Genomic DNA, 26,844 nt, shown 5'->3' with positions numbered 1-26,844 from the left:
CGCCGTGCTGACCCATTCCCTCCTGCCCGGACAGATCCTGTTCACCGCGACCGACCTGCACGCCGACCCGCCGCACCCGCTGCTCGACGGGGCGGTCGAGCAGCTACGGGCGGTCGTCGCCTGGGCCCGGGAGTACCTCTGCGAACCGCACCCGGAGCTGGGCCGCCGGGGACCGGTCTGTCCCTACGCCCAGGGCTCGCTGGACCGGGACACCTTCTACCTGGCGGTGCACCGGGGCAGTGCCGTCGACCCGGTCGGGCTGGACACGGTGCTCGCCGGGTACCGGGACTGGTTCGCCCGCCTGGAGCCGCTGGCCGGACCGGCCGCCCAGTTCAAGACGATCCTGCTCACCCTGCCCGACCTGCCCGCCGACGTGGCCCGGGAGACGGTGGACCGCACCCAGGAGCGGCTCAAGCCGGCATACACCGAACAGGGTCTGATGCTTGGGGAGTTCCACGACGGGCCACCGGCGAAGGGCGGCCTGTGGAACACCGAGTTCCGGCCGCTGCACAGCCCGGTGCCGATGCTGGTGGTCCGGCACATGGTCGCCAGCGACCTGCCGTTCCTCGTCGACGACCCGGTGACCTGCGCGGCGTACCTGAGGTTCTTCGCGCACAGCGCGCCGGGCGCGCTGCGCCAGCAGATCGCCGCGGCGGCCGCCCGGCACGGCCTCACCGTGCCCGAGGCCACCGCCGGCACGCCGGCACTGCGCCGGCTCGCGGACCAGGAGGTGGGATGAGCACGGCCGACTCCGCCGGGGACAAGCGGGCCCTGCTCGCCCGGCTGCTCGCCGAGCGGGCCCGCGCACCCCGCCAACACCCGGCCTCCTTCGGCCAGCGTCGGCTGTGGTTCCTGGACCGTCTCACCGGCGCCGATCCGGTCTACAACATCCCGGTGGCGTACCGGGTGCGCGGTCCGCTGGACGTCGACGCGCTGCGGACCGCCTTGGCGGCGGTCGTGGCCCGGCACGGGGCGCTGCGGACCACCTTCGCCGAGTCCGGTGGAGAGCCGGTGCAGGTGGTCCATCCGACCGGCGTGCCGGATCTCGCCCTGGTCGATCTGACCGGGCTGCCGGCGGCCGACCGGGACGCCGAGGCCACCCGGCTGGTGTGGGAGCAGGCACGGCAGCCGTTCGACCTGACCACCGGCCCACTGCTCCGGGTGCTGGTGGTCCGGACCGACACCGACCGGCACCACCTGTCGCTCTGCCTGCACCACATCGTCTCCGACGGCTGGTCGCTGGGGGTGCTGTTCCGGGAACTGGACGCCGCGTACGCCGCCGCGCTGGCCGGCGAGTCGGCCCGCCTGCCCGAACTGCCCACCCAGTACGCCGACTTCGCCGTCTGGCAGCGGGAGCGGCTGGACGGGGACACCCTGCGCGGGCAGCTCGACCACTGGCTGGCTCACCTGCGTGGCGCTCCGGCCCTGCTCTCCCTGCCCACCGACCGGCCCCGCCCGACGAGCCGGTCCCAGCGGGGCGCGGCGCATTACCTCACGCTCCCGGCGGAGGCCACCCGCCGGGTCGAGGAGTTCAGCCAGGCAGCCGGGGCAACCCTCTTCATGACCCTGCTCGCCGGTTTCCAGGCGGTCCTGTCCCGGCACAGCGGCCAGGACGACATCGTCGTCGGCACCCCGGTCGCCGGCCGGGACCACCCCGACCTGGAAGGGCTGATCGGGTTCTTCGTCAACACCGTCGCCCTGCGGGTGTCGACCGCCGGGTCACCGTCGCTGCGGGAACTGGTCGACCGGGTACGCGAGGTCGCCCTCACCGGCCTCGGCAACGCCGAGCTGCCGTTCGAGAAGCTCGTCGAGGAGTTGCAGCCGGACCGCAGCCTGGCCCACGCGCCGGTCTTCCAGGCCCAGCTCGTCCTCCAGAACGCGCCGCACGACGGGTTCCGGCTCGCCGGCTGCACGGCCACGATCATCGAGGTGGACAGCGGCTCGGCCAAGTTCGACCTGACCCTGATCGGGGAACGGACCGCCGACGGGGCGCTACGGCTGGCGTTCGAGTACGACACCGCGCTGTTCGACGTCGCCACCGTGGACCGGTTCGGTCGGCACCTGTGCACCCTGCTGGCGGCGGCGGTCGCCGACCCGGACCGCCCCCTGGACCGGATTCCGCTGCTGGGCGGAGCGGAACTACGGCAGGCCCTGGTGGAGTGGAACGCCACCGACCGGCCGCTACCCGGGGTCTCCTCGGTGCTGGAGCTGCTGCCCACCGGCCCGTCGACGCCAGGCTCCCCACCGGCGGTCACCGGCCCGGACGGCCAGCTCGACCGGGCCGAACTGCACCGGTGGGCCGGGCGGGTCGCCGGTCGGCTACTCGCCGCCGGAGTTGCCCCGGACACCCCGGTCGGCATCTGCCTGGACCGGGGTGTCGGGATGGTCGCCGCGGTGCTCGGGGTGTGGCGCGCCGGGGCCGGCTACCTCCCGCTCGACCCCGCCCTGCCGGCAGACCGGCTGCGTTTCATGCTCGCCGACTCCGGCACCCGCGTGGTGCTGACCAGTCGGGCGGTCGCCGACCGGCTGGCCGGAGTGCTGGACGAGGCCCCGACCGTTTTGCTCCTCGACGACACCGACACCGACACCGACACCGACACCGACACCGACACCGACGCCGACGCCGACACCGACCAGCCGGGGTCGGGGGCCGTCCCGCATCCGGACGCGCTGGCGTACCTGCTCTACACCTCCGGCTCGACCGGCCGGCCGAAGGGCGTGGCCGTCCCGCACCGGGCCGTGCTCAACCTGCTCACCTCCTTCCGCGCCGACCTCGACCTCGGACCGGGCGATCTGCTCGCGGCAGTCACCACGTGGTCGTTCGACATCTCCGTGGTGGAGTTGATCCTGCCGCTGATGTGCGACATCCCGCTGCTGGTGGTCGGTGCCGACGAGACGGCGGACGGGCCGGCCCTGCGTCGCCGGCTGGCCGAGAGCGGGACGACGGTGCTCCAGGCCACCCCGGCCACCTGGCGGCTCCTGCTGGCCGCCGGTGGGGTGCCCCCGTCGGTGCGGCTGCGGCTCACCGGCGGCGAGGCACTGCCTCGGGACCTCGCCGACGCGCTTCTCGCCGACGGGGCGTCGCTGTGGAACTGCTACGGGCCGACCGAGACGACGGTCTACTCGTCCGCCGGACCGGTGCCGCCCGCCCCGGCCGCCGTCACCATCGGCGGACCGATCGCCAACACCCGGCTGCACCTGCTCGACGAGGCGTTCCAGCCGGTGCCGGTGGGTGTGGTCGGCGAACTGTACATCGGCGGGACCGGGGTGGCCCGGGGCTACCACGGCCGGCCCGGCCTCACCGCCGACCGGTTCGTGCCCGACCCGTTCGCCGACCGGCCCGGCGCCCGCCTGTACGCCACCGGCGACCTGGCCCGACGACGGCCCGACGGCCAGGTGGAGTACCTCGGCCGCGCCGACCACCAGGTCAAGGTGCGCGGCTTCCGGATCGAGCCGGGCGAGATCGAGACGCTGCTGCGGACCCGCGAGGAGGTCACCGACGCCGTGGTCACCGCCTGGACCGGCGGGGACGGCGACGTCCGGCTGGTCGCCTACGCGGTGCCGGCCGCCGGGACCGACCCGGACACCCTCTGGGAACGGGTCCGGCCCGCGCTGGCCCGCCAACTGCCCGAGTACATGGTCCCCGCGACCCTGGTGCCGCTGGCCGCCCTGCCGCTCACCGGCAGCGGCAAGGTCGACCGGAAGGCGCTGCCCGCTCCCCGGTGGACCGATCCCACCGCCGCCCCGGTCGCTCCCCGTGACCCCGTGGAGCGGTTGGTCGCCGAGATCTGGCAGGAGGTGCTGCGGGTCGACACGGTGGGCGTGCACGACGACTTCTTCCGACTCGGCGGGCACTCGCTGCTCGGGGTGCGGGCGCTGGGCCGGATCGGCGCGGCGGTGGAGATGGAGGTGCCCGTTCCGCTGCTCTTCGCCGCCCCCACGGTCGCCGCGATGGCCGACGCGCTCCGCGCCGCCGAGCCGGCGCCCGGTCACGTCGACGCCGTCGCCGCCTTCCGGCAGGAGATGGCCGGCCTCTCCGACGAGGAACTGCGGGCACTGGTGGAGGGAACTGGATGACCGACCGGGAACGGCTGATCCGGGAGCTGATGGCCCGCCGAGGGCTGGGCACCGCGACCGCGCCGCCGGGGATTCCCCGCCGGGCGCCGGGCACCCCGGTGCCGCTGTCGCCGACGCAGGAGGGGATGTGGTTCCTCGACCGGCTCCAGCCGGGCAGCCCGGCGTACGTGATGAGCCACGCCGTCCGGCTCACCGGGCCGTTTGAGCCGGCTGCGTTGCAGGCCGCGCTGGACGACCTGGTCGCCGCCCACGAGGCGTTGCGGACCCGGTTCGTGGACCGGGACGGGCAGGTCGAGCAGGAGGTGCTCGCCGCCGACGATCCGGCGGCCCGGTGCGTGGTGGCCGTCGAGGACCTGACCGGCGGATCCGTCGCGGAGCGCGAGGCGGCGGTCGCCGACGCCGTCCGGCGGGAGACCGAGACGCCCTTCGACCTCGGCCGCGCACCCCTGGTGCGGGTCCGGCTGGGCCGGCTGGACCGCGAGGAACACCTGCTGGTGGTCAGCCTGCACCACATCGTCGCCGACGAGCGGTCCGTCGACATCGTCCTGACCGGACTGCTCGACGGTCACCACCGGCACCGGACCGGCAGCGGGGCGGCCCCCGCCCCGGTCGCCCAGTTCCCCGACCACGTGGTGTGGCAGCGCGACCGGCTGGCCGGCGGTGCCGCCGACCGGGCGCGGGAGTTCTGGTCCACCCGGCTCGAGGGTTTCTCCGGCCTGCTCGACCTGCCCACCGACCGGCCCCGACCGGCCACCCCGACCTTCGCCGGACGCACCCACGGCTTCACCGTCCCCGGCGACCTGACCGCCGCTCTCGACGCGCTGGGGCGGCGGACCGGCTGCACCCGCTTCATGATCCTGCTCGCCGGGCTCCAGGTGCTGCTGGCCCGCCTCGGCGGCACCGACGACGTCTGCGTCGGCTCTCCGGTGACGCTGCGCGCCGACGCGGCCCAGCAGGACATCGTCGGCCTGCTGATCAACACCCTGCCGCTGCGGACCGACCTGTCCGGCGACCCGATGCTGGACGAGGTGGTGACCCGGGTGCGGGCCACCTGCGTGGCGTCGCTGGCCCACGCCGAGCTGCCGTTCGAGCGGATTGTCGAGACCGTCCGGCTGCCCCGCGACCTGAGCCGTAACCCGCTGTACCAGGTGATGCTGGTGGTCAACCAGGACGGTCCGGAGGGCCCGCGCGGTGACCTCACCGTCCGGCCGGTCCCGGTGGTCCGGGAGACCTCCCGCCTGGACCTGACCGTGGCGGTGCGTGCGGTCGGCTCCGGCCTGGCCGGCCTGGTCGACTACAACACCGACCTGTTCGACGAGGTGACCGTCGCGCGTCTCGTCGACCGGTTCACCGCCGTGCTGTGGGCGCTGGCCACCGAACCGCACCGCCGACTCGCCGACCTCGACCTGACCGGTTACGCCGAACGGCGGGACCTGGCCCGGTGGAACGCCACCGACCGGCCGTACCCGACCGGTGCCGGCCTGCACGATCTGGTCCGGGCCCGCGCGGCCGTCGACCCGGACGCGCCCGCCCTGCTGGACGCCAGCCCGGACGCCCCCGCCCGGCCACCGCTGACCTACGGCCAGCTGGTCGCGGACGCCGACCGGCTCGCCGCCCGACTGCGCGACCTCGGCGTCCGGCCGGACCAGCCGGTCGGGCTGGCCCTGCCGGCGGGACCCGCCGCGCTGACCGGCATCCTGGCGATCCTCACGGCCGGCGGCGGCTACCTGCCGCTCGATCCGGCCCACCCGCCGGCCCGGTTGCGTGCCCTGCTCACCGCCGCCGGCACCACGGTCTGCCTCACCGACGCCGACCTCGCCGGGAGGTTGGCCGCCCCGCCGGACCCCGCCGACCCCGACGACCGGCCGTACGCCGGCACGCTGCTGGTCGTCGACCCCGACGGCCGGCCCACCGAGGGGTACGACGGTGCCGCGCCGGCCGGCGGGGTGCCGACACCGGTCCACCCCGACCAGCTCGCCTACGTCATCCACACCTCCGGCTCCACCGGCACGCCGAAGGGCGTGATGGTCAGCCACCGCACCGCCGCCAACCTGGCGCTGGCCTTCGCCGACCTGCACGGCATCGGCCCCGGCGACCGGCTGCTCATGCTGCCCCCGCTCAGCTTCGACGCCTCCGTCGGTGACCTCTTCCCGGCCCTGGCCAGCGGGGCGGCGCTGGTGGTGCACCGGCAGCCGGCGGCGATCACCGGGCCCGGCCTGGCCGAGCTGTGCCGGGCACACGGGATCACCCTGGTCGACACCGCCGCGCCGCTCTGGGCGCGCTGGGTGGACGACCTGGCCGCTCGGTCCGGACCGGTCGACGCTGGCCCGCTGCGCGCCATGATGGTCGGCGGGGAAGCCGTCGACCTGGACACCGTCGGGCGGTGGGCGCGCCTCACCGACGGCCGGGTGACCGTGTACAACCACTACGGCCCGACCGAGGCGACCGTCTGCGCCACCACGTACGCCACCGTCGACGGGGCGGAACTGCCCGGCCTGACCCGGCTGCCGATCGGCCGTCCGGTGCCGAACGTGCGGGTCCACGTCCTCGACGCCGACCTGCGGCCGGTGCCGGTCGGCCTGCCCGGCGAGGTGTACGTCGGTGGCACCGCACCGGCCCGGGGCTACCTCGGTCGACCCGCCGAGACCGCCGTCCGTTTCGTGCCTGACCCGTACGGCGCGCCCGGGACCCGGCTCTACCGCACCGGCGACCTGGCCCGGCACCGCGCCGACGGGACGCTGGAGTTCCTCGGCCGCACCGACCGACAGGTCAAGATCCGTGGGCACCGGATCGAGGTCGGCGAGGTGGAGGCGGCCTGCGCCGCCCTGCCCGGGGTACGCCGGGCAGCCGTGGTGGTCGACCACGCCACCACCGGTTCCCGGCTGGTCGCGTACCTCGTCGGCGGCGCGGACGCCCCGGACGGCGCGGCGGCCCGTGCCGCGCTGCGGCGGCGGCTGCCGGAGCACCTGATCCCGGCGGCCTTCGTCCGGGTGCCGGAGCTGCCCACCAACCGCCACGGCAAGCTGGACCTGGCCGCTCTGCCGGCCCCCGCCGACGCCACCGACCGGCCCGCGCACGAGCCGCCGGCCACCCCGACCGAGAAGGCCGTCGCGGAGATCTGGGCCGACCTGCTCGGCACCGGACCGGTCGGCCGGCGGGACAACTTCTTCGACCTGGGTGGACACTCGCTGCTCGCGGCCACCGTGGTGACCCGGATCCGGGCCGCCCTCGGCGTGGACCTGCCGCTGCGGGCGCTCTTCTCCGCCGCCGACCTGGCCGGGCTCGCCGCCGTCCTCGACGGCGACGGGCCGACCCCGGTCGACCACGGTGACATGCTGCGCGCCGAGGCCCGCCGCGCCGACGACCTGCCCGTGCCGGCGGGCACCGTCCCGGCGGTGCCGGAGCACGTGCTGTTCACCGGGGCCACCGGGTTCCTCGGCGCGTACCTGCTCGCCGACTGGCTCACCCACACCCGGGCCACCGCGCACTGCCTGGTCCGCGCCGACACCCCGGCCGCCGCCGTCGACCGGGTCCGCGCCAACCTGCACCGGTACGGCCTCTGGCGACCGGAGTACGCCGACCGTCTCGTCGGCGTCCCCGGGGACCTCGGCGCGCCCCGGCTCGGGCTGACCGGGGCGACCTTCGCCGACCTCGGCGAACGGCTCGACGCGGTCGTCCACAACGGCGGGGTGGTCAACTTCGTGCAGCCGTACCCGGTGCTGCGCCCGGCCAACGTCGACGGCACGTACGAGGTGCTCCGGCTGGCCACCACCGCCCGCCCCAGCGCCGTGCACTTCGTCTCCACCCTCGGGGTCTTCGTCACCCCGTCCCGCACCGGCACCCTGGTCCGCGAGGGGGACGCGCCGGACGACTGCGACGGCCTGTACGACGGCTACAACGCCAGCAAGTGGGTCGCCGACGCGCTGGTCCGCGCCGCCCGGGACCGGGGCCTGCCGGTCAGCGTCCACCGGCCGGCCCGGATCACCGGCGACGCCCGCACCGGGGTGGGTAACGTCGACGACTTCTTCAGCCGGTTGCTGAAGACCTGCGTGCAACTCGGTGCCGTACCGGACATCGACGACCCCGCCGACCTCGCACCGGTGGACTACGTGGGCGCCGGCATCGGCCACCTGACCAGGACCGGCTCCACCAGCGACCACCACTACTACAACAACCGCACCATCACCTACGCCGGCCTCGCCGAGGCGATCACCGGCTTCGGGTACCCGGTGGACCTGGTGCCGTACCCGCGCTGGCGGGCGGCGCTGCTGGCCGGGCCGGACGTCGCCCTCGCCCGGTTCACTCCGCTGTTCGGCGCGGACACCCCGGTCCGCACCCAGCCGGACTTCGACTGCACCGCCACCGAGAACGCCCTCGCGGCGGCCGGTGTCACCTGCCCGGCGGCGGACGCGCACCTGCTGCACACCTACCTGGCGGCGTTCGTCGCCGCCGGGTTCCTCGACCCGCCGGGGAGGACCCGTGGCTGACCGTACGCTGCCCACCCACCGCTGGGTGGCCATCTGGCTCGGCCAGCTGGTCTCGCTGATCGGGTCGAGCCTGACCGCGTTCGTCCTCGGCGTCTGGGTCTACCAGCGCACCGGCTCGGTCACCCAGTTCTCGATGATCTTCCTGGCCGCCACCCTGCCGGCGGTGCTGGTGGCGCCGTTCGCCGGAGCCCTCGCCGACCGTCGGGACCGCCGCCGGTTGATGCTGGCCAGCGACACCCTCGCCGCGGTCGGCACCGCCGTGCTCGCCGCGCTGGTCGCGGCCGACGCGCTCCAGGTGTGGCACATCTACCTGGCGACGGTGCTCAGCGCCGGGGCGTCCACCGTGCACCAGGTCGCCTACCAGGCGATGACCCCGGCGCTGGTCGGCAAGCGGAACCTCGGGCGGTTCAACGGGCTGATGCAGGTCTCCCGGGCGGTGCAGATCGCCGCGCCGCTGGTCGCCGGGGTTCTGGTGGTCACCATCGGGGTCGGCGGGGTGATGGTCGTCGACCTGGGCACCTTCGTCGTCGCGGCCGGCACGCTGCTGCTGGTCCGGCTGCCCGCCGAGGTGACCCGCCCGGCCGGGGACGCCCCCGCCGACGAGCCGGTGCTGCGCGGGGCCGCCGCCGGCTGGCACCACCTGCGGCAGCGCCCCGGCCTGCTCCGGCTCATGCTGGTCTTCGGGGCGTTCAACTTCCTCTTCGGTATCGCCGGGGTGCTGGTCCAGCCGCTGATCCTCTCGTTCGCCTCGGCGGACACCCTCGGCGTGCTGATGTTCGCCGGTGGGGCCGGACTCTTCGCCGGCAGCCTGCTGATGGGCGCGTGGGGTGGGCCGGCACGGCGGATCACCGCCGTGTGCGGCGGCCTCGCGATCGGTGGGGTGGCGCTGGTGCTGCACGCGGCGGCCCCGTCCGTGTGGTTGATCGGTGTGGTCGCCCCGCTGTTCCTGTTCACCCTGCCGATCGTGAACAGCTCCACCATGACGCTGATCCAGACCAAGACCGAGCCGGCCGTGCTGGGCCGGGTGCTCGCCACCGCCCGGGTGATCGGCGACGCCAGCATCCCGGTCGCGTACGTGCTGGCCGGGCCGATCGCCGACGGGGTCGAGCCGCTGCTGCGCGCGGACGGCGCGCTCGCCGGCTCGGTCGGTTCGGTGATCGGCACCGGTGACGGTCGGGGGGTCGCCCTGGTCTTCGCGGTCACCGGGGCGCTGATGGTGCTGCTCGCCGGGTCCGCGTGGGCGTGGCCGGCACTGCGCGGCGTCGACGACCTGCCCGACGCCCTTCCCGACGACCCGGTCGGCCCCGACGCCGACCCCGCCGACCGTGCCGGTCCCGACGCCGACCCCGCCGACCCCGCCGACCGGGCCGGATCGGCGGACGGGACCGCCGGCTCCGAGACCGTCCCCGCGAACCGCTGACCCTGACCCTGTCCCCGAATCCGTAACCGACCAGAAGGAGCGCCCGCCATGCCGGTGCCGCTGAGCCCGGACGAGGCCCACCTGTTCCTCGAATCCGACGCCGCCCCCGCCGCGTTCCTCGACCTGCTCGACGCGGTCTCCTTCCGCAGCGCCGCCGCCGGCCTGCGGCTGGGGGTGTTCGAGGCGCTGGCCGACGGCCCGCTGCCGGTCGACCGGCTCGCCGAGCGCACCGGCACCGATCCGCTGGGGTTGCGGATCCTGCTCGACGCGCTGGCCGGCTACGGCTACCTCACCCGCGCCCGCGGGCAGTACGCCAACAGCGCCAACACGGCCCGCTGGCTGCTGCGCGACGCGCCGGGCAGCTTCGCCCCGGCGCTCTCCTTCTGGTCGACAGTGCTTACCGGCTGGTGGCAGGACCTGGAGGCGTCGATCCGCTCCGGCGGCCCGACCGACGACTTCTACGCCTGGCTGGAGAAGCACCCGGAGGCTCTCGCCGACTTCCACACCATGCTGCGCGGCCTCGCCGACGCGCTCGGCCCGGAGATCGTCGACCTGGTGCCGGTTCCCGCCGAGGCGCGCAGCGTGCTTGACGTCGGCGGCGGGCACGCCGCGTACCCGGTCGCCTTCCTCACCGCCCACCCGCAGCTGCGGGCGACCGTGGTGGACCTCGACGGGGCGCTGGCCCAGGGCGCGCGGACCGTCGCCGACGCCGGTCTGACCGACCGGGTCACCCTGCGGCCGGGCGACCTGCTCACCGCCGACCTCGGCACCGACCACGACCTGGTGCTGCTCTTCAACATCGTGCACGGCTACCAGCGGGACGCGGTGGCCGCCCTGCTGCGCCGGGCCGCCGCCGCGCTGCGCCCGGGCGGCCGCGTGGTCCTGCTCGAACCCCTTGCCGAGGTGCCGGAGCGTCCGGCCGGGCCGGGGGAGGCGTTCGTCCGGATGTTCAGCCTGAACCTCTTCCACACCCAGGGCGGCCGGGCCTACGCCTACGACGAACTCGCCGCGCTGTTGGACGAGGCGGGCTTCACCGATGCCCGCCAGCACATGCTGACCGGCTCCGACACCGACCACCTGGTGACCGCGGTGCTGGCCGGCTGATGTCCGCTGCGCACCTGGTCCCGCTCGGCGGCGGGTGGGGGCTGTGGCGCTCGTTCTGCGTCCGCGCCGCCGGCTTCCCCGTCGACCTGCTCGAACCCCTGGCCGATCCGGAACTGGCCGCCCTCGCCGACGCGGTCGCCGCCGGGGCCGACGATGGCGCGTACCGGGCCCGGTTCCGGGAGGCCGAGCGGGCCCTCGCCCGAGCGTTGCACTCCGCCGCCACCGACCCGCGGATCCGGGAGGCGGTGGCCTGGCAGAACCCGGGGGCCCTGGACACCGGCTTCGGCACCCTGCTGCGTCGGGACCCGGAGACCGTGTCGCGCACCGGCCGGCACCGCAAGACCGAGGCCCTGGTCACCAGCTACCTGCACCGGTACGCCGCGAAGAACGACACGATCGGGTTCTTCGGGCCGCTGCGCTGGGCGCGGATCGACCCGGAGCAGCCGGAACCCGTCCGCGCCGTGCACGACGGGACCGCCGGGAACCGCACCCTCTACCTGGAGGGGTGGGCCCTCGCGGAGCTCGGCCGGGCCCTCGCGCCGCCGCTGCGGCCCTGGCTGGTGCCCCGGCTGCTGCCGCTGCTCGGCGTCGACGGGAACACCCTGCGGGTGCCGCTGGCCGACCCGGTGCCGCTGGATCCGGTGCAGGCGGACGTCCTGCGGGCGCTGCGGCCGGGGCGTACCGCGCGGCAGGTCGTCGCGACGGTCCGTGCCGACGCCGGACACGACCCGGACCGGGTGTGGGCGGCGCTGGACCGGCTGTATGCCGACCGCCGGATCGAGTGGACCCTGGAGGCGGCCCCCGACGACCTGCACCCCGCCGCCACCCTGCGGTCCGTCGTCGCCGCCGTCGACGATCCGGCGGTACGCGCACCCGCGCTGGCCGCGCTGGACCGGCTGACCTCGGCGGCGGCGACGGTGACGGCCGCGCGGGGCGACGCCGGGGCCGTGCGTGACGCCCTCGTCGGGCTCGGCGCGACCTTCACCGACCTCACCGGTGCGGCGCCGGTCCGCGAGGCGGGTCAGCTCTACGCGGGCCGGACGCTGGTCTTCGAGGAGTGCCGGCAACCAGACTCGATCCGGCTCGGTCAGGCGGCGCTGGACACCCTCGCCGCGCCGCTGTCCCTGCTACTGGACAGCGCTCGCTGGTACACCGCGGCCGGCGCGGCGCTCTACCGGCGGGCGCTACGCGCCGTCTTCGACCAGCTCGCCAACCGGCGACCGGGCGCGCCGGTGCCGTTGGCGGAGCTGTGGTTGGCCGCCCGGGGCGTGCTGATCGACGATCCGGGACCGGTCGTCCGCCCGCTGACCCGTGCCCTGCACCACCGGTGGGAACGGCTGCTCGCGGTCGCGGAGCCAAACCGTCGGGTGTGGCGGGCCGCCGCCGACCTGCGGACCGCGGCCACCGCCGCGTTCCCCGCCGGCCCGCCGGGCTGGACGGCAGCGGCCCAGCACAGCCCGGACCTGATGATCGCCGCGCCGGACCTGGCGGCGATCGCGGCCGGCGACGTCGACTGGGTCCTCGGCGAGCTGCACCCGGGCTACCACACCATGCGCTACGCCAGCTGGGTCGAGTGCCATCCCGACCCGACCGGGCTGGCCCGGGCCATGGCCGCCGACCTGCCGGGCGGGGTCGTCCGGATCGGCGCCACCGGCAGTCAGGGCGGCAGCGCGACCCGCTTCTCGCCCCGCCTGCTCGCCCCGGACGACCGGCGGCTGGTCTTCGCCCCGGACACCTGCGGCCACGATCCCGGTCACGATCTGGTGGTCGGCGGTTGCGACGTGGTCGACCGGGCCGGCCGCCTGCTCGTCCAGCGGCGTGCCGACGGCGCGTGCCACGATCTGCTGGAGGTACTGGCGGATCTGGTCGCCGCCAACCTGATGCCCCACTTCCGGGTGCTCTCCGCAGCGCCACACCGGCCCCGGGTGACCATCGACCGGCTGGTGGTCAGCCGTGAGTCCTGGACGTTTCCCGCCGGTACGGTGGATTTCGCCGGCGACCCGGACGAGTCCCGTCGCTTCCTCCGGCTCCGGGCCTGGGCGGGTCGGCACGGCCTGCCCAGGCACGTCTTCGTCCGGTGCACGGGGGAGCGGAAGCCGGTGCATGTGGACTTGGCCAGCCTGGCGTCGGTGGAGGTGTTGTGTCGTGCGGTGCGCCGGGCGGAACGGACCGCCGGTGCCGCCGCCCAGGTCACCGTGACCGAGATGCTGCCGGCACCCGAACAGCTCTGGTTCACCGGTTCGGACGGCCGCCGGCACAGCTCGGAACTGCGCTTCGTCGCCGCGCCGACGGCCGCCGCCCGGCCCGCGTCCGGGGCGTGACGGACCGGTCGGCGCGGCGGGACACTCGCGGAGCCCGTCCGGTCACGCGTCCCCCGGCGACTCGTCCGGCACCTGGTCGGTGTCGCCCCACGCGGCTTCGACGAGAGCGGGCAGCACCCGGGCGGCCGGGCCGCGCAGGTTGACGGTGGCGACCCGGTCCAGCGGCGTCTCCTCTGGATTGACCTGGATCACGGTGGCCCCGAGTCGGGCGGCCACCTGGGGGATCTCGGCCGCCGGATACACCAGGCCGGAGGTGCCCACGGTCACCAGCAGGTCGCAGGAGGACGCCGCCTCGACGGCGGCCTCCAGGGCCGCCGTCGGCAGTGCCTCGCCGAACCACACCACACCGGGCCGGATGTCGGCCGCGCATCGCGCGCACCGTGGTGGTGGCACCGGGCCGTCGGTCGGCTCGTCCGCTTCGCCGTACGGCGTCGACGCCGGGTGCGCGCAGGCCGAACAGCGTGGGGCGAACAGGCTGCCGTGCAGATGGACCGGGTTCGCCGAACCGGCGCGCTCGTGCAGGTCGTCGACGTTCTGAGTGACGAGGACGGTGTTCGGGACGCGGGCTTCGATCGCGGCCACGGCCCGGTGTCCCGCGTTCGGCTGGGCCTGCTGGACGGCGTGGCGTCGCCACTCGTACCAGCCCCACACGAGTGCCGGATCCGCGCGGAAGGCCTCCGGCGTGGCGAGCGCCTGGGCGTCGAACCGCTGCCACAGCCCGGTGAGGGCATCGCGGAAGGTCGGCACACCGCTCTCGGCCGACATGCCCGCCCCGGTGAAGACGACGACTCGCTCGGCCTGATCGAGCAGTGCCGCGGCTTCCTGCGTTGCCGGGTGTCCCATCTGGATGTGCCTCCTGTCCGACGCGGACCCACGCCGCGCGGGACGAGTGTCACAGTCGTCGGCGCCGCCCGCCACCGCACCCTCGGCGCGGGCCCGGACCGGGGTGAGGTGATCGACCGAACAATCTTCACATTGACCTGACGCAATCGTCCTTTTGCTGGTTGCATCACTGCTCGGAGCGCCGCCGGGATGGCAACCCGGGGCTCTGCTCGAATGCCTCACCAGGCAACTTCCACTGCCGACAAGAACTGCCGATCCGACCCGCCGAATCACACATCCCGCCGACCGGGCGTGACGTTTCGTATAACCGTTAGGCATTGGCCGATAGCGTACGGTAATGGTAGACCAGTGGGGTGCGTCCATGTTAGAGTCGTCCGCCGCAGTGGCCTGGATGTGGTTGGGCGGGATGCGAATAACTGACAGCGCGTGAGGCGTCTTTGGCGTCGTTGACCTCGAAGGCGTGGATGTTCCTGGCGTGCGCCCGGTCGCCGTCAGTCGAAACGATGTCGGTATGGGACGACATCTGACTGCTCTCGTCCGCCGTATCTGAGCGGGGTCAGCCACTGCGGTTTTCCGGGGTGGTGAGCTGGGGCGATTCATTGCCCCGGTCGCCACTCGTGCACAGATTCGTCGCCCTTCCGGCTCAAGTGAGGAACAGGGGAAGGCAATGGACACATCTCTTTTTGCGCGACTGACCAATCGTGACCGGAAGACTGCGTCGACCGCGTTCGACCCGGCTGCCGAATCCGATACGCGGTCCGTGTCGGACTTCGCCGGTGCCAAGGACCCCGACTTCGTGGCGCTGGGACTCGGCGCGACCGGCATGATGGCGATGCTGTGGACGGTCGCCTGCGGTCGGCGCGCCGTCGGTGTGGAGATGCGCGGCGACCCGTCGCTCGGCGTGCACTGGAACATCCGCGAGGACTTCTACCACCACCTCGGTCTCATCGACCAGTTGATGACCGAGAACTGGGGCGACGAGCGCGTTCCGACCTACCCCGACGGCCGGCCGATCAGGCTGCGCGACATCTTCTACAGCAACGACACCGAGCCGGGTGACGTCTACGCCGATGAGGTCCTCGCCGGCGTCGAGCACTCCCACATCTCCGGCCTGATCTACCACACCGAGTTCATCGACGACCGGTGGGTGGACGGGAAGCCGCACCGGGTCCTGACCATCCTCGAGCCGCAGAAGCCGCCGACCGAGAACGATTCCACCAAGATCAGGCGACCGGTGATCGACGTACTCAACGGGCCGTCGGTGTTCCAGGCCGGCGCCTCCGAGGTGCTGGTCCTGCTGCGGCGCTACCTCGAACTCGTCGAGAAGATGGACCTCGAGGCCGGCCTGGAGCCCCGGGTGCGGCTCTTCCTCTCCCACCGGGTGGTCGTCGGCGACGAGGGCGACGGTGACGGCTTCCTCAAGTGGATGCGCCAGGAGGACGGCTTCGTCTCCCTCCGGGACGGCCGCAAGCAGATCCTCATCGAGGAGATCCAGGAGCTCGACTACCGCAACAAGTTCCGCCGGATCCGCAAGCCCGGCACCGACGTCATCGACCTCGGCGTGCCCGAGGTATTCATGATCGCGGAAGGCTTCGACAGCAACGACGCCGACCGGCTCGGCTTCCGGCAGGAGGACGTCGAGGTCGACCACCAGGACGGCCGTGGTCCCACCGTCGCCCAGGCCGACTACCTCGCCGGTTTCGTCGAGCTGTACGTCGGTCCCCGGCTGCGGCGTCGGATCGCCTCCGAGTTCGACAGTGAGGGCAACGAGTACTGGGTGCGACAGATCGCGGTGGGTCACGAGGACGACCCCGAGGTGGGCTGGATCCTGGTCCAGGTGCCCGACTTCGAGACCTTCGACCCGGTCGCGGCGGGGCTGGTGCCGGCCGGCACCCCCAAGACCGCCACCGAGTACGTCGGCGCCCACCAGCGCCTGATCCGCGACTACTACCTGGAGCAGGTGGCGCTGATCCTCGAGATGCCCCGCGCCGACCTCGAGAAGGTGCAGTTGCCGTACGGGCCGAAGCTGTTCAGCCTGGTCGAGAGGGCCGGCGCGGACGCGCTGGTGGCGGCCAACGGCGTGGTCGCCGGCGACTCGTTCGGCAACGGCCACTTCCTGACCAGCGGCGGCGCGATCACCGGCATGGTCGGGCACGCCGGCCGGATGCTGACCTACTGGGAGGACCGGGACAAGGGCGTGCCGGTGGAGACCGCGATCCGGACCCTCGCCGACTCCATCAAGACGGACACCTTCGACTGGTTGCAGGTCAGCGCCCAGGAGTTCAGCCAGGCCGTGCCGATCAACTTCGGTGACGAGCGGGTCCGCGAGATCCAGAAGCGGACGAGCCGCGAAGCCGACGAACGGGCGACCACGGTCGAGGCGGTACGCCGTCGCCGGCACTCACTGGTGCCGCTGGACACCTCCGACTGGCGGCGGCTCACCGTCCGCAGCGGTCGGCTGCACACCGCCGACCTGCCGCCGCTCTCCGAGACCCATCCGGCCCTCGCCGGCGGCCCGGGGCAGCCGGCCTCCGCCGCCGACAGCGTGGCCCGCGAGCCGGTGACGCACGGGGCGGCCTCGTGACGAAGCTCGTCGAGCAACCCCACGGCGACTCGCACGGTGGCCGGGGCGAGACGGTGGTGCCGCTGCGGATTCGTTCGCAGCGGCTCCGCTCGCTCCGGCAGCGGCAACTCGCCCTGCTGGTGGTCTGCGCCGGTGCTCTCGTCGCGGCGATCGACGGCACCGCGGTGTACGTCGCGCTCCCCGACATCCAGAAGGACCTGGGCTTCACGGCGACGACCCTGGCCTGGGTGGTCAACGCGTACCTGATCCCGTTCGGCGGTCTGCTGCTGCTGGCCGGAAAGCTGGGCGACACGTTCGGTGCCAAACGGGTGTTCCTCGCCGGCCTCACGCTGTTCACGGTCGCCTCGGCGGTCTGCGGCCTGGCCGACGACCCGGCGGTGCTGGTCGTGGCCCGCTTCCTCCAGGGCGCCGGCGGCGCCCTGACCACCGCCGTCGTGCTCAGCATGATCGTCATGATGTTCCCGAAGCGCCGGGAGCAGAGCCGGGCACTCGGCCTGTACGCCTTCGTCGCGTCCTCGGGCGCGGCGATCGGCCTGCTGGCCGGGGCCGCGCTGACCCAGTGGTTGAGCTGGCAGTGGATCTTCTTCGTCAACGTGCCGGTCGGCGCGCTCACCATCGCCGCCGGGCTGTCCCTGCTGGACAACGTCCAGGAGACCCGCGAGCGGGAAGGCATCGACTGGTTCGGCGCGCTGGCGCTGGTCGCGGCGATGATGCTGACCGTCTACACGATCGCGCAGAGCGCCGACCACGGCTGGGCGAGCAGCCGTACGCTGCTGCTCGGTGGGGCCGCGGTGCTGCTGCTGGCGATCTTCGCCTTCTGGCAGACCCGGGCCCGGCACCCGCTGATGCCGATGAGCCTGCTGCGCCGGGACAACGTCGGGCGGTCCAACCTGGTGCTCGCGTTGATGGTGGCCGGGCCGGCGGCGATGTTCTTCCTCACCTCGCTGTACCTGCGTGACGTGCTGGGCTTCACGGTGATCGAGGCGGGCTTCGGCTTCCTGCCGGCCACCGTCGCGGTGGGGGTGGGTTCGCTCAAGGTGGCCCCGCGCCTGCTCCGTCGTCTGGAGCCCCGGACCGTGCTCGCGCCGGCCATCGTGCTGCTCGCGCTGGGTCTGCTGCTGCTCGCCCGGATCCCCGCCGACGGCAACTACGTCGTCGACGTGCTGCCCGCCGTCCTGCTGATGGGGACCGGCTCCGGCCTGGCCACCCCGCCGCTGCTGCAACTGGCGCTGGGCGGCGCGACCACCCGGGACAGCGGCCTGCGGTCCGGCCTGATCAACACCACCCAGCAGATCGGCTCGGCGATCGGTCTCGCAGTGCTCACCCCGGTGGCGGCCGCCGCGACCGCCGACGCGCTGGGCGCGGGGGAGTCGACCGCCGCCGCTCTGACCGGCGGGTACCGGGCGGCGTTCCTGGTCGGCCTGGGAATGACGGTGGCGTCGCTGCTCGCGCTGCTGTTGCTGCGGTCGGAGACCGCGGTGGCCGGGCCGGCCGCCCGCCGGAGCGCCGACGTCCGCAAGCCCGTCGCGGCGCACCGCGACCCGACCGGCGCCGAGGACGCGGACTTCCTCGCCCTCGGCCTGGGTGGCACCAACATGCTGGCGATGCTCTGGTCCATCGCGATGGGCCGCCGCGCCGTCGGTCTGGACCTGCGCGGCGACCCGTTCATCAACCTGATGCACTGGAAGGGCAACCGGGACCTCTACCACCACCTCGCCCTGCTGGACCGGCTCCTGGTCGAGCGCTACGGCGAGGACCGGCTGCCTCAGCGGGGCGACGGACAGCGGCTCGTGCTGCACGAGACCTTCTATCTGCCGAGCGCGGAGGGCGGCAGCGGCGGGCGCAGCGACGAGATCCTCTCCGGGTGGCACTCCGACGCGTACTTCGCTGGTCTTGCCGAGTCGTTCCACGTGATCGACGACCGTTGGGTCGACGGACGCCCGAACCGCGCCGCCGGCCCGCTCACCCTGCCCGAGGTCTCGACCGACTTCGACCCGACGCTGGTGGGTCGGGGCATGGACGAGGTGCTCGCCGAACCGCAGGCCTTCCTTATCGCCGCCGAGGAACTGCTCATCCTGCTCCGCCGGTACCTGGAGGAGATGGAGCGGATGGACCTGGCCGCCGGGCTCACCCCCCGGTGCCGGATCTTCCTCTACCACCGGGTGGCGCAGCCAGCCGCAGGCCGCTGGTGGGACCGGTGGCGGTCGCGGACCTCCCGGCCCGCACCGGAGCCGGGCTTCCAGCGCGGTCCGGACGGGCGGGTGCGGGTGCGGGTCGAGCCGGTCCGCGAGGTCGACCACAAGGGCCGGATCCAGCGGGTGCGGGACACCGACCTGGAGGTGCTCGACCTGGGCACGCCGGAACTGGTGGTGATCGCCGAGGGGGTCACCGGCGACGACGCTGCCCGGCTCGGCTTCCGGCAGGAGCCCGTCCGGATCGACCACGGGGACGGGCGCGGCCCGGTGGTCGCCCAGGCCGACTACATCTTCGGCCTGCTCGGCGTGTACGTGCACAACAACGCCCGCCGCCGGATCAGCTCGATGTTCGACGCCGACGGCACCGAGTACTGGGTCCGGCAGGCCGTGATCGGCCACGAGGACTACGCCGAGAGCGCCTGGACCGTGGTGGAGGTGCCGGACTTCGAGCGGTTCGACCCGATCCGGAAGGGCATGGTGCGCCCCGGCACGAGCCGGCGTTCCGCCGCGTACTTCGGCGGCTACAAGAAGCTGATCCGGGACTTCTTCCTGGAGCAGGCTTCCCTGCTGACCGGCCTGTCCGTGCCGGTGCTGGCCAGCACCCAGTCGCTGTCCAGCCCGCGACTGGTCACCGTGGTCGCCCGGAAGGGCGTGGACGCGCAGGTGGCGCCCAACGTCGTGGTCGCCGGTGACTCCTTCGGCACGGGCAGCTTCGTGAGCTCCAGCCGGGCGATGGTCGGCCTGCTCGGTCATGCCTGCCGGGTACGCGACTACTGGCAGGAGCGCGCCGAGGGCGCCGTTCCGGCCGAGGCGATCCGCCGCCTCGCCGACCGGATCGACGAGGACACCACGGCGTACCTGCGGATCTCCCAGGCCGACTTCGCGCAGCCGACGGCGCGCAGGGCCGACCCGGCCGCGCGGGAGCGGGCCCTCGAACAGGCCCGGCAACACCGCCGTGCCATCGCCCGGTTCGACCCCAGGGACGACTGGAGCCGGTTGCAGGTCTTCCCCGGGCGGCTGTACATGCCGGGTCTGCCCGAGATCTCGGAACTGCCACCGGAACTCCAGTCGCCTGCCGAGCGACGCGGCGACGCACCGGCACGACCGGAGCCGGCCGTGGCGGGCCGCAGTTGACGCCCGTGCCACCCGCACTGATGGATAGGGGACGTTGATGGCATCTATTGGTCACTACGATGTGGTGGTAGTCGGGAACGGAGTCATCGGTTCCTCCATCGCCTTCGAGTTGTCGCGTCGTGGGGTGAGCGTCGCCCGGATCGGCGAACCGAACCGGAAGTACGCGGCCTCCATGGCGTCTGGTGCCATGCTGGGATGTTTCGGCGAGGTGACCACCTCGCTGCTGGCGACCGACCACGGCCGGGCCAAGTTGTCGATCGACTACGAGGCGCGCGGCATGTGGTCGGACTGGGGGGCGGCCCTGGCCGACGCGTCCGGTGACGAGACCGGACTGATCACGTCCCAAGGCACCGTGGTCCTCCTCAACAGCACCGGCTCCAAGGCGATCGACACCGGGAACTTCCAGGCCATCGAGTCCACCCTGAAGGCGTACGACGAGCCCTACGAGCGAGTCGATCCGCAGACGGACCCCTGGCTGGAGCCGAACGACCTGCACCGGTCCCTGCTGGGGCTGTACATCCCCAACGAGCACTCGGTCGACTCGTCGCTGCTGATGGCCAAGCTGGACGCGGCGCTGGTGAACAGGTCGGGAACGATCGTGGACGGCCGGGCCCGGGGCCTCGTCACCGAGGGGTACCGGACCACCGGGGTCCTGCTCGAGGACGGGAGCGTCGTCGGCGCCGACACCGTGATCATCGCCGCCGGTTCGACGTCCAACGACCTGCTGGACGCCTTCGAGGACATTAAGCAGCGGGTTCCTTTCATGGTCAACGGGTACGGGGTGTCGGCGCTCGTCGAGACGGGGGACGGCCGGCTGCCCGAGTCCGTCATGCGGACGCCGAACCGGGCCTTCGCCTGTGGCCTGCACTGTGTGCCCCGGTCAGACGGCACCCTGTACCTCGGGGCCACGAACATCATTTCTCGGGAACCACGGCAGTACGCGTTGCTCAGTGACTTCAAGTTCCTGATCGAGTGCGCCATGGACCAGCTGCACACCAACCTGGACGACGCCTCCCTCCTGAAGGTCCAGGTGGGCAACCGGCCGATTCCCGTGGACGGTTTCCCGTTGTTCGGCAAGGTCGACGGTGTCGCCAACCTGTGGATGGCCACCGGCACCTACCGCGACGGCCTGCACCAGTCGCCGCTGCTCGCCCAGCAGATGGCCGACATGCTGGGGGGCAAGGAGGCACACTCGTCCCTGCGTGACTTCGTACCGGTCCGGCCGCCGCTGTCGTCCGGCACCCGCGAGGAGATCGTCGAGACGACGGTCACCCACACGCTGGGTACCGGCTGGGAGATGAAGTGGAACGTCAGCCGGGAGTGGCCCGCGATCCTCGCCCCGAATCTGCGTGACACGTACCGCCGTATCGTCGACGGTCTGCACCCGACGTTCACTCCGCCGCCGGAGTTGCTGGTCGAGTTGGACGACGTGTTGGAGGAGGACGCCGATCCGCTCCTGGCCACCCTGCTGGCCTACTACAAGGCATGGAGCTGACCCTGCGGGACTCTTCCTGACTGTACGAAACGGGTCCGTCCTGGTGGACGGACCCGTTCTCGTCGTGGTCGGCGGCGCACCTGTGCGTCAGAAGCTGCTGACCAGCTTCACGAACGCCTCGTCGATCGTGGCGGGGTCGGTGGCGTCGAACGCCTTGCCCGAGGACGCCTTGGCGATCTTGTCCAGGGTGGCGAAGTCCGAATCCCGGTCGAAGGCGATGCAGAAGACCTTGACCGGGCGGTCCGGGTCCAGGGCGACGTCGGTGAGCAGCCGGGCCAGGTCGTTGTCCCGGCTGTACTCGTTCTTGCCGTCGGTCAGCACGACGACGGCGTTGATCCGCTCCGGGTCGTACCGTTCGGTCAGCTGCTTGTGGGCGGCCCGGACCGTGGCATAGAGGGCAGTGCTCCCCTCGACGTGCAGGCCGGCGATCCGACTGGTGATTTTCTTCTGGTCGAAGTCGCCGAGCCGGACCTCCTCCCGGTACGGGCTGTTCGGCCGCTGCGACGTCTCCGAGGAGAACGACCAGAGTCCGACCCGGTCCTCCGCGTTGAGCAGCGCGAGCCCCTCGGCCGCCGCCGCCGAGGCGACCTGGAAGCGGGTCCGGTTGCCGACGGCCGCCTCCATCGACCCGGAGGTGTCCAGGGCGATCAGGATGTTGGCCTTCTTGCGTAGCGTGCTCCAGCTGTCCAGCATGGCCTCGACCACGGCCGGGTCCGGCGGGTCGAAGTAGGTCAGTCCGCCGGTCGGCTCGGGACCGACGCTGGCCAGCAGCTCCGCCGGCGCGCCGCGCTTGTGGTCGCGGAAGCCGAGCCGGGCGAAGCTGCGCTGCTGCGGGTCCTCGGTCAGGAAGTCGAAGAAGTCGTCCGCCGCGACGCGCTGCCGTTCGTCGGCGGTGGGAAGCACCACGAACGGGTGGTCCAGGTTGAAGGTGCCCTCCTTCGGGTGGACGGCGACCAGCGGGACGTTCGGCCGGCGGCCCCGCTCCTCGCCGTCCCGCCGCGGGCTCAACGCCCCCTCGTTGTAGAGGTGGACCAGCTCCTCCTGCATGACGATGGCGCTCATGTCGTCCGTGCTGGCGCCCCCACCGGCCAGGTCGGCCTCGGCGAGGTCCCGCAGCAGGTCGACCGAGTCGTCGCTGTAGTGCGACACGTTGGCCTCGATCCGCCGGACGAACTGCGTCACCGCCGGGTCGGCGAGGTCGGCGCGGGTCAGGTCGCTGGACCGCTGCACGGCCGCGTAGTAGGTGGCGATGGTCGCCGCCAGCCCCGACGTGGAGAGGTTCGGGTTGTCCTTGCCGAAGGTGAACCGCCCCCACTCCGGCTTGCCGAAGCCGGCCCACCCCTGCCGTCCGGAGAGGCCGAGGATCTCCCCCCAGCCCAGCAGTCCGCGCTGGCGGACCAGCTCGCCCTTGGGCTTGGGCATCGCGATCACCAACGGGCTGTTCGCGATCGACGGGTACCGGTGGTCCGGGGTCTGCGGTGCCCGGCCGGCGGCCTGGTCGAGCAACCGGAGCTGACCGGTCCACAGGCTCGACGTGGGCAGCCAGACCTGCGGCACCGGCAGGCCGGTGCCGGTCCAGCCGGCGGCCAACGCCTCGGTGGCCGCGCCCGAGTTCAGGCCGCTGACGTGCACCTGGGCACAGCCGCCGCCCTCCAGCGACCGGTCGCTGCTGTTGTACTGCTTGGCCAGCTCGACCAGGAGCGCAACCTTCTCGGTCGAGGAGGTGACCTCCAGCTTGGTGGCACAGTCGGCCCGGGGCCGCTCGGTGTCCCCGTCCCGCTGCCCGACGAACACGAACGCCCCGGCGATGACCACCAGTCCGGCGGTGGCGGCGGCGGTGTACGGCAACCACTGCCGGATACGACGCGACGGGGCGGCGGCCATGGATTGTCCTCCTCAGCGGTCGACTGGTGGCAGTCAACCTATCGGTTCGACGCCACCCGACCGCGCCGGACCCGACCCCCTGCCGTCAGGGCCGGTCGGACCGGTCGCCGAGGGCCATCGCGATGACCAGCCGGACCAGGTAGACCACGACGAAGGTGGCGGCTCCGGTCGCCACCGCCATGTTCACCGCGCTCGACGCGACGTAGCCGGCGGCGGCACCGACCGAACCGAGGAAGATCGCGGTCGAGACGCCCCAGGCGTCCACGGCCTCTCGGCGGAACCGCCGCCCCCAGCCACCGGACGCCGGCCCGGCGGACGTATGCGGCGCGGAGACCAATGGCGGGTGCTGCGCTGTCGGCCCGGCCACCGTCGCTGCCCGGTGGGCCTGGGGCGTCGGCCCGGCCACCGTCGGTGCGGTCGCTGCCGGTTCAGGTTGGGGCGTCGGCCCGGCCGACGTCGGTGCGGTCGCTCCGCGATGGACCGCCGGTGCCGGACCTGCCGACCCGTCCGACGCGGAGCGGGGTAGCGGCAGCGGCTGGTTGGGTGTCGGTGCGCCGGCGGTCTCGTTGCCCACCTGGAGCACGGTCTCCCGGCGCAGCGGGCCGGTGACCCTGACGTCCTGCCCGAGGAGCCGCATCAGCACCTGCTCGGCCTTTGGCCGGTCCGCCGGCTCCTTGGCCAGGCACTGCCGGATCAGCTCGTCCAGGTCCGCCGGAAGCGGCGGCAGGTCGGGCGGTTCGTTCACCACCCGGTGCATCACCGCGAAGAGCGAGTCGTTGCCGAACGGGGGTCGGCCACCCGCGGCGAAGGCGATCGTGGCACCCCAGGCGAAGACGTCGCAGGGCGGGCCCACCGCGTCGTTGCGGAAGCGTTCCGGGGCCATGTAGGCGGTGGTTCCGACGACTTGGCTGGTGACGGTCTCGCTGACCCCCAGGGCACGGGCGATACCGAAGTCGATCACCCGGGGGCCGTCCCGACCGAGCACCACGTTGTCCGGCTTCAGGTCGCAGTGCACGACGTCGGAACGGTGGATCGCGGCGAGCGCGGTGGCGGTGCCGACGGCCAACCGGTGCAGCGCGTTGCCCGCGACCGGCCCGTGCTCGCGGACGTGCCGGTAGAGCGTCGGACCCTCGATGTACTCGCTGACCACGTAGGGCCGTTCGCCGTCCACGTCGGCGAAGAGCACCTGCGCGGTGCAGAACGGCGCGACCCGCCGTGCGGCGGCGATCTCCTTCATGAACTGTGACCGGGCCCGGGGGTTGCTCAGGTCGACGTTGATCATCTTGACCGCGACCCGGTGGCCCTGGTCGTCCTCGCCGAGGTAGACCACTCCCTGGCCGCCCGCGCCCAGCCGGCCGGCCAGCCGGTAGGGGCCGGCCGTGACCGGGTCGTGCGTCCACAGCGGGGTCAGCCCCGGCACCGGCGCGCCGGCCAGTCCTGTCATCGGCGACTCCATCAGCCTCGTGTCCCGGTCACCCGGCGGCGAAGGGACACGGTCATGGTGCCATGCCGACACCGGCCGGCCGAGGGTGCCCGGCCGGCCGGCCCGACGGTGCCGCTCCGGACGGGCACCACGACGCGATTCACCGGCCGGCGGGCCGACCGGGTCGGCCAGGGTCAGGTCAGCGGGTCCATGTACAGCAGCGGTAGGTTGTTGACCAGGGTCGCCTGGGCGACCAGGTACGCCTCCACCTGGCTCGGCGTCCAGGTCGGGTTGTTCTGCAGCACGCGGGCGGCCGCCCCGGTGACGTGCGGCGCCGCTACCGACGTGCCGCTCATCATGACGGTGCCGCTGCTGAGTCCGGCCACGGAAATGTTCACCCCGGGGGCGTAGATGTCCACGCAGGAACCGAAGTTGGAGAAGCTGGCGCGGGTGTCGTTGCTCTGGGTGGCCCCGACGACGATCGCGGTGAGGACGGACGAGGGTGAGAAGTTGCAGGCGTTCGCGTTGCTGTTCCCGGCGGCGACCCCGTAGGTCACCCCGTCGGCGATGGAGTTGGCCACCGCGGTGTTGAGCGCCGTGCTCAGAGTGCTACCGAGGCTGATGTTGGCCACGGCCGGCTGGCCGGGCTGGTGGTCGGCGGTCACCCAGTTGATACCGGCGATGAGCCCGGCGGACGTGCCGCTGCCGGCGCAGTTGAGCACCCGTACCGGCACCAGGCGCACCTCCTTGGCCACGCCGAACGTCTTCCCGCCGACGACGCTGGCGACCGCCGTGCCATGGCCGTTGCAGTCGTCGGCCGGTAGTGCGCCGTCGACCGCGTCGTACCCGGGTCCTACGCGGCCGAACTCCGGATGGGTGAGGCGGATGCCGGTGTCGATGATGTACGCGGTGACCCCATTACCCGTGCTGACGTAGCTGTACCTGCCGTCCAGGGGCGGCGTCCGCTGGTCGATCCGGTCCAGGTTCCATGGTGCGTTGAGCTGGGTGGTGGCCGGCCGTACGGTGTGGTTCTGCTCGACGTAGGCGACCGCCGGGTCGGCGGCGAGACGCCGGGCGGCCGGCTCCGGCAGCCGTACCTCGAAACCGTTCAGCGCGGTGCCGTAGCGGTGTCCGACCGTCCCGCCGTAGCGGTCGGCGAGGGCGTCGGCCCGCTGCGACACGGCGGCGACCCGGGTGCCGGCCGGACCACCGACGGCGCTGTCCTTCAGCACCACGAGGTAGCTGCCGGCAACGGTGGTGGCCCCGCCGGCCCGCAGGATCTCACCGTCCGGGGGTGCTGCGGTCACCGGAGCGCCGACCAGGGCGGCGACCAGCGCCGAGGCCGCGAGCACGCCGACGGAGCCCAGCCGGCGGCGGTGGAGACGAAGGGATGTCATCGATGCGGTCCTTCCTGCCCTGGCCGCCACGGGGTGCGCGAGGAGGCCGGGCGGTGGTGGGGGCGGTACCGACGACGCTATCCATGAAATACGCAGGAGTCGATGGTGTGTGGTGCGGATCGGCGCTGACTGAAAACTGGCCGGTGTGCTCGCCCGTCGCGTCGGAGCTGCCACTATCCGCGTCGCCGATCCCGTGATCTGCCGCTGCCGCAGTACTAACAAACGACAGGACCGGCCGTCCGGGGCCACGGGCACCATGTAACGCGCTGGGCCGACGAGAGTTCGGTGGTGACACACGCACAGTCGGTCCGTCCCGTTACGGAACCGTGTCGCGCCGGGGGCGCGGTGCGTGCCCGGAACGGCGGGGACGGGCCGATCCGTCCAGGTTGGCCGGCCCGGTCGTCGACAGTCCGCGCCGCCGACGTAACGGACGCCGAGATGCCGACCGGGTGGGCCCGGCCGGGAGCGAGAAAGGGCCCT

Annotated in this window: 13 protein-coding genes; 9 read left to right on the top strand and 4 right to left on the bottom strand. The window is 73.2% G+C overall.

Annotated elements, in window-relative coordinates; translation table 11 throughout:
- The first annotated feature begins 4 nt into the window (after window positions 1-4).
- From GA0074692_RS10455 to GA0074692_RS10430, 6 genes are read left to right on the top strand one after another with little or no spacing between them, the layout of a single operon-like run.
- Window positions 5-739 (top strand): DUF6875 domain-containing protein, encoded by a 735-nt coding sequence (locus GA0074692_RS10455; RefSeq protein ID WP_091653202.1) that lies wholly within the window; start codon window positions 5-7, stop codon window positions 737-739.
- Window positions 736-4,077, top strand: a complete 3,342-nt coding sequence (locus tag GA0074692_RS10450; RefSeq protein WP_091642510.1) for a non-ribosomal peptide synthetase — start codon at window positions 736-738, stop codon at window positions 4,075-4,077. The genes GA0074692_RS10455 and GA0074692_RS10450 overlap by 4 nt, the downstream gene beginning before the upstream one ends.
- Entirely contained in the window at window positions 4,074-8,564 is a 4,491-nt protein-coding gene (locus tag GA0074692_RS10445; RefSeq protein ID WP_091642506.1) for a non-ribosomal peptide synthetase, read from the top strand. Before GA0074692_RS10450 ends, GA0074692_RS10445 begins: the two co-directional genes overlap by 4 nt.
- Complete coding sequence (locus tag GA0074692_RS10440; protein WP_091642501.1) at window positions 8,557-9,984, top strand: MFS transporter; 1,428 nt, start codon at window positions 8,557-8,559, stop codon at window positions 9,982-9,984. Before GA0074692_RS10445 ends, GA0074692_RS10440 begins: the two co-directional genes overlap by 8 nt.
- 48 nt (window positions 9,985-10,032) lie before the next feature.
- Window positions 10,033-11,088 carry a methyltransferase gene (locus tag GA0074692_RS10435; RefSeq protein ID WP_091642497.1) on the top strand — a complete coding sequence of 352 codons (1,056 nt, stop codon included), beginning with the start codon at window positions 10,033-10,035 and terminating at the stop codon, window positions 11,086-11,088.
- Window positions 11,088-13,409 carry a lantibiotic dehydratase gene (locus tag GA0074692_RS10430; RefSeq protein ID WP_091642495.1) on the top strand — a complete coding sequence of 774 codons (2,322 nt, stop codon included), beginning with the start codon at window positions 11,088-11,090 and terminating at the stop codon, window positions 13,407-13,409. The genes GA0074692_RS10435 and GA0074692_RS10430 overlap by 1 nt, the downstream gene beginning before the upstream one ends.
- Window positions 13,410-13,451: 42 nt before the next feature.
- Here GA0074692_RS10430 and GA0074692_RS10425 read toward each other — a convergent pair whose 3' ends face one another.
- Window positions 13,452-14,252, bottom strand: coding sequence for an SIR2 family NAD-dependent protein deacylase (locus GA0074692_RS10425; protein ID WP_091642491.1), 801 nt, complete (start codon window positions 14,250-14,252; stop codon window positions 13,452-13,454).
- Between the two features lie 760 nt (window positions 14,253-15,012).
- Here GA0074692_RS10425 and GA0074692_RS10420 point away from each other — a divergent pair.
- The 3 genes from GA0074692_RS10420 to GA0074692_RS10410 all read left to right on the top strand — a co-directional run bounded on the left by GA0074692_RS10420 (window position 15,013) and on the right by GA0074692_RS10410 (window position 21,660).
- Window positions 15,013-16,836 (top strand): hypothetical protein, encoded by a 1,824-nt coding sequence (locus GA0074692_RS10420; RefSeq protein WP_091642487.1) that lies wholly within the window; start codon window positions 15,013-15,015, stop codon window positions 16,834-16,836.
- Window positions 16,833-20,165 carry an MFS transporter gene (locus GA0074692_RS35335; RefSeq protein WP_218106616.1) on the top strand — a complete coding sequence of 1,111 codons (3,333 nt, stop codon included), beginning with the start codon at window positions 16,833-16,835 and terminating at the stop codon, window positions 20,163-20,165. The genes GA0074692_RS10420 and GA0074692_RS35335 overlap by 4 nt, the downstream gene beginning before the upstream one ends.
- A gap of 64 nt (window positions 20,166-20,229) precedes the next feature.
- On the top strand, window positions 20,230-21,660 hold the full coding sequence (locus GA0074692_RS10410) for an NAD(P)/FAD-dependent oxidoreductase (RefSeq protein WP_176738382.1): 1,431 nt from the start codon (window positions 20,230-20,232) through the stop codon (window positions 21,658-21,660).
- Between the two features lie 87 nt (window positions 21,661-21,747).
- Here the strand turns inward: GA0074692_RS10410 and GA0074692_RS10405 are convergent, their stop codons facing one another.
- From GA0074692_RS10405 to GA0074692_RS10395, 3 genes are all read right to left on the bottom strand, one after another.
- Window positions 21,748-23,544 (bottom strand): vWA domain-containing protein, encoded by a 1,797-nt coding sequence (locus GA0074692_RS10405; protein ID WP_091642480.1) that lies wholly within the window; start codon window positions 23,542-23,544, stop codon window positions 21,748-21,750.
- Window positions 23,545-23,629: 85 nt separating this feature from the next.
- On the bottom strand, window positions 23,630-24,988 hold the full coding sequence (locus GA0074692_RS10400) for a serine/threonine-protein kinase (protein ID WP_176738381.1): 1,359 nt from the start codon (window positions 24,986-24,988) through the stop codon (window positions 23,630-23,632).
- Between the two features lie 173 nt (window positions 24,989-25,161).
- On the bottom strand, window positions 25,162-26,364 hold the full coding sequence (locus GA0074692_RS10395; protein WP_091642474.1) for a S8 family peptidase: 1,203 nt from the start codon (window positions 26,362-26,364) through the stop codon (window positions 25,162-25,164).
- Between the last annotated feature and the right edge of the window lie 480 nt (window positions 26,365-26,844).

The organism is Micromonospora pallida, from assembly GCF_900090325.1.
GTDB lineage: Bacteria > Actinomycetota > Actinomycetes > Mycobacteriales > Micromonosporaceae > Micromonospora > Micromonospora pallida.
Note: the sequence above shows the minus strand (reverse complement) of the source record. Positions and strands in the feature narration are given on the sequence as shown.

Bases quoted from the DNA above. Each gene is read 5' to 3' on its own strand.
- GA0074692_RS10450 (WP_091642510.1), top strand. From the start codon at position 736: ATGAGCACGGCCGACTCCGCCGGGGACAAGCGGGCCCTGCTCGCCCGG.
- GA0074692_RS10435 (WP_091642497.1), top strand. From the start codon at position 10,033: ATGCCGGTGCCGCTGAGCCCGGACGAGGCCCACCTGTTCCTCGAATCC.
- GA0074692_RS10430 (WP_091642495.1), top strand. From the start codon at position 11,088: ATGTCCGCTGCGCACCTGGTCCCGCTCGGCGGCGGGTGGGGGCTGTGG.
- GA0074692_RS10395 (WP_091642474.1), bottom strand. From the start codon at position 26,364: ATGACATCCCTTCGTCTCCACCGCCGCCGGCTGGGCTCCGTCGGCGTG.
- GA0074692_RS10400 (WP_176738381.1), bottom strand. From the start codon at position 24,988: ATGACAGGACTGGCCGGCGCGCCGGTGCCGGGGCTGACCCCGCTGTGG.
- GA0074692_RS10445 (WP_091642506.1), top strand. From the start codon at position 4,074: ATGACCGACCGGGAACGGCTGATCCGGGAGCTGATGGCCCGCCGAGGG.
- GA0074692_RS10405 (WP_091642480.1), bottom strand. From the start codon at position 23,544: ATGGCCGCCGCCCCGTCGCGTCGTATCCGGCAGTGGTTGCCGTACACC.
- GA0074692_RS10425 (WP_091642491.1), bottom strand. From the start codon at position 14,252: ATGGGACACCCGGCAACGCAGGAAGCCGCGGCACTGCTCGATCAGGCC.